The sequence below is a fragment of the Intrasporangium sp. genome, assembly GCF_036566125.1.
GTDB lineage: Bacteria > Actinomycetota > Actinomycetes > Actinomycetales > Dermatophilaceae > Intrasporangium.
The window spans coordinates 1-2933 of the sequence record NZ_DATCWX010000290.1 but is presented as its reverse complement, the minus strand read 5'-3'; the positions used below and the strand labels follow the sequence as shown (position 1 = coordinate 2933).

Below are 2933 nucleotides of genomic sequence, written 5' to 3'. Positions count from 1 at the left end.
CGCAGCGACGCTCGGGCGAGCGGGCCTCGCAGCGTGAGGACCTCCCGGCCGCCCGGGCCGTCGTCACCCCGCCCGCCCGCCGACAACTGCTCGACGACGTCGGTCACGACGCGCGCATTCGCCGTCGCCGTCGTCGCGAGGACCGGTGTCTCGCCAGGCAAGGTGGTGAGCAGGTCCCGGATCCGCCGGTAGTCGGGCCGGAAGTCGTGCCCCCAGTCGCTGATGCAGTGCGCCTCGTCGACGACGAGCAGGCCGCACGACGCCGCGAGGGCCGGGAGCTGCTCATCGCGAAAGCGCGGGTTGTTCAGGCGCTCCGGGCTGACGAGCAGCACGTCCACCTCATCGCGCGCCAGCGCTCCCGAGACCGCACCCCACTCGTCGGCGTTCGTCGAGTTGAGCGTGACCGCGCGGATCCCGGCCCGCTCCGCCGCCGCGATCTGGTCCCGCATCAGCGCCAGGAGCGGGCTCACGATGACGGTCGGCCCGGCACCCTCGGCGCGCCGCAGCGCCGTCGCCACGAAGTAGACGGCCGACTTGCCCCACCCGGTCCGCTGGACGACAAGCACGCGCCGCCGGGACGCGACGAGCGCCTCGATCGCCTCGAGCTGCCCATCGCGGAAGTCGACCTCGTCGCGCCCGACCAGGCGCCGGAGCGCGACGGTGGCGCGCTCGCGCAGGTCGGTCGCGGGTGGGGCGGTCGGTGAACTCGGCATGGCACCCACCGTACGGGCCGATGGTGACCGAGCTCAGCGGCATACGGCATCGGCTGTGGACGGGGTGTACCGCGAAGGGAGGGTGTGGACGGCACTGCAAGGATGGGGTCCATGGAGCCGTACGCCGCCCACGTGTCCCTGCGGTGGTCCGACATGGACGCCTACGCGCACATCAACAACGTCCAGTTCCTCCGACTGCTCGAGGACGCGCGCGTCATCGGCTTCCGGGACTGGTTCGGCCAGGAGCGGTCCCTCCTCGACGAGGGCGTGCTCGTGTCGCGGCACGAGATCGAGTACCGCCATCCGCTCGGCTTCCGCCACGAGCCGGTCGAGATCCAGATGTGGGTCTCGCGCATCGGCGGGGCAGGTTTCGACGTGGCCTACGTCGTCACCGATCCTGACGGCGTGGGTGACGGAGCTGGCGGTCAGCGCACCGTCTACGCCGTTGCCGAGACCGAGCTCGCGCTCTACGACTTCGCCTCCGCGTCACCGAGGCGGATGCGGCCGGAGGAGCGACAGGTCCTGGGCCAGCTCTTCGGCGACCCGGCACCGTTCCGGAGGCGGCGGCGGTGAGCGCCGTCGCCGAGCAGATCGACTTCGGGGACGCTCGCGGCCTGACTGACCTCTCGACCTTCATCGGCCGGGCGCGCGTCGCCGTGCCGGACGGCGCCATCCGGCTCCAGGTGCCCGGACGTGGGCTGCTCGTCGTCACCGTCGCCGTGCTCGAGGGGTCCGGCCTCCTGGGGGACGGGACCGTGCTCGGCCTCCGGGCGGTCCGCATTCGGGACGCCACCCCCGGGATCGACGCGACGGTGACCTTCGCGTCGATCACCGACCGCCTGGCGCGACACCGTGGCACCGAGACGACGTTGAGCGTGCCCCCGACCACGGTGTCGCCACCCTGGGCCGGGTTGACGCCGCCGCGCGAGGGCTGGGAGCGCGTCGGCGCGCTCGACGCGGCGGACGTCCGGAGCGCCGCCGAACACGGCATCGCCGAGGTGGCGGAGGGGACCCCGGCTGGAGCGGGCGGCGCCGCGGTGACGGCCCTGCGACGCCGGGTCTGGGGGGCGATGACGCGGACCGTCCCGCCGATCGCGTCCGGGCTCGCCTTCGGCGCGCACGTCCTGGGGTTCCTCGAGGACGGCGAGCCGACCGTCGTCGCGACGTGCGGACGGTGGACCCGGCTCACCACGTCGCGGGGTCACGTCCTCGTGCGCTGAGCCCTCGGTCCCGCCCCACACGGCACGCGTATGCCGCTCAGCCGGCTCCCGTCCACACGTTGCGGTCGGTGAGCACGTCCTTGAGGACATCGATGCGGTCGCTGACGAGGCCGTCGACGCCGAGGTCGAGCAGGCGGTGCATCTCGTCCGGGTCGTCGACCGTCCACGCGTGGACCTGCTTGCCGAAGTGGTGGGCGGCGTCGACGAGCTTGCGCGTCACGACGGTCACCTCACGGCGCCCGAGGAGGTAGGTCGGCGGGACCTGGAAGACGTCGGCCGGGGACCGGAGCAGACGCGACAGGGCACGGGGACCGAAGCGCATGAGGATCGTGCCGGCATGGGCAGCGGCCGTCGCTACCCGACCGGCGGACACCTTCCGGAAGGTGGTGATCTCCCGCTGGTAGAACGACCCGACGCACACCGAGTCGTGCAGGCCACGATGCTCGATGAGCTCCCAGAGCAGCTCGCCGGTCCGCGGTGCCTTGAGGTCGATGTTGAGCTTGGTCTCGGGGAAGGTCTCGATGACCTCGCTGAGCAGCGGCACGTGCTCGCCGTGACCGACCCGGGCCCAGCGGATCTCGTCCCAGTCCAGGCTCCGGATCCGGCCATGCAGGTCCGAGACGCGGTCGAGCCGGTCGTCGTGGAAGGCGACGAGGCGACCGTCGCGCGTGGCATGGACGTCGGTCTCGATGTGGGTGTAGCCGAGGGCGACCGCGTTGCGGAAGGCGGTCATGGTGTTCTCGATGCCGAGGTTCGGCTCGTAGAGCGCGCCGCCGCGGTGAGCGAGGGCGACGGGCGTCCGAGCCAGGTACGGCTTCGTGCTCATGGGGTCGAGGCTAGCCGTCGCTCGGCGCGCGGTTGCTCACGGCCACCTCGCCCACACGGTGGTGTCCGTCGGCACCAGCCCGGCGCCGAGCGGCCCCGATGCTGCGATCACCTCGGCACCATCGGGCAGCGGCACCGGCTCGGCGCCGATGTTGGCGACGACGAGCAGGCCGCC

The 2933-nt window shown here is 72.6% G+C and carries 5 protein-coding genes; 2 read left to right on the top strand and 3 right to left on the bottom strand.

The window, feature by feature from the left end; translation table 11 throughout:
• A partial coding sequence (locus VIR15_RS17545) for a DEAD/DEAH box helicase (protein WP_331930097.1) occupies positions 1 to 713 on the bottom strand: 713 nt, incomplete at its 3' end.
• 111 nt (positions 714 to 824) lie between these two features.
• Between VIR15_RS17545 and VIR15_RS17540 the strand changes: the two genes are divergently transcribed.
• Together VIR15_RS17540 and VIR15_RS17535 are read left to right on the top strand one after the other, a co-directional pair.
• Positions 825 to 1286, top strand: coding sequence for an acyl-CoA thioesterase (locus tag VIR15_RS17540; RefSeq protein ID WP_331930095.1), 462 nt, complete (start codon positions 825 to 827; stop codon positions 1284 to 1286).
• The gene (locus VIR15_RS17535) at positions 1283 to 1933 is read left to right on the top strand and encodes a DUF8185 domain-containing protein (protein WP_331930093.1); all 651 of its coding nucleotides are present in this window, start codon (positions 1283 to 1285) and stop codon (positions 1931 to 1933) included. Before VIR15_RS17540 ends, VIR15_RS17535 begins: the two co-directional genes overlap by 4 nt.
• Before the next feature lie 37 nt (positions 1934 to 1970).
• Here the strand turns inward: VIR15_RS17535 and VIR15_RS17530 are convergent, their stop codons facing one another.
• Both VIR15_RS17530 and VIR15_RS21250 read right to left on the bottom strand, forming a co-directional pair.
• Positions 1971 to 2759, bottom strand: coding sequence for a glycerophosphodiester phosphodiesterase family protein (locus VIR15_RS17530; protein ID WP_331930091.1), 789 nt, complete (start codon positions 2757 to 2759; stop codon positions 1971 to 1973).
• Between the two features lie 36 nt (positions 2760 to 2795).
• The gene (locus VIR15_RS21250; RefSeq protein ID WP_524538106.1) at positions 2796 to 2927 is read right to left on the bottom strand and encodes a DUF3459 domain-containing protein; all 132 of its coding nucleotides are present in this window, start codon (positions 2925 to 2927) and stop codon (positions 2796 to 2798) included.
• Between the last annotated feature and the right edge of the window lie 6 nt (positions 2928 to 2933).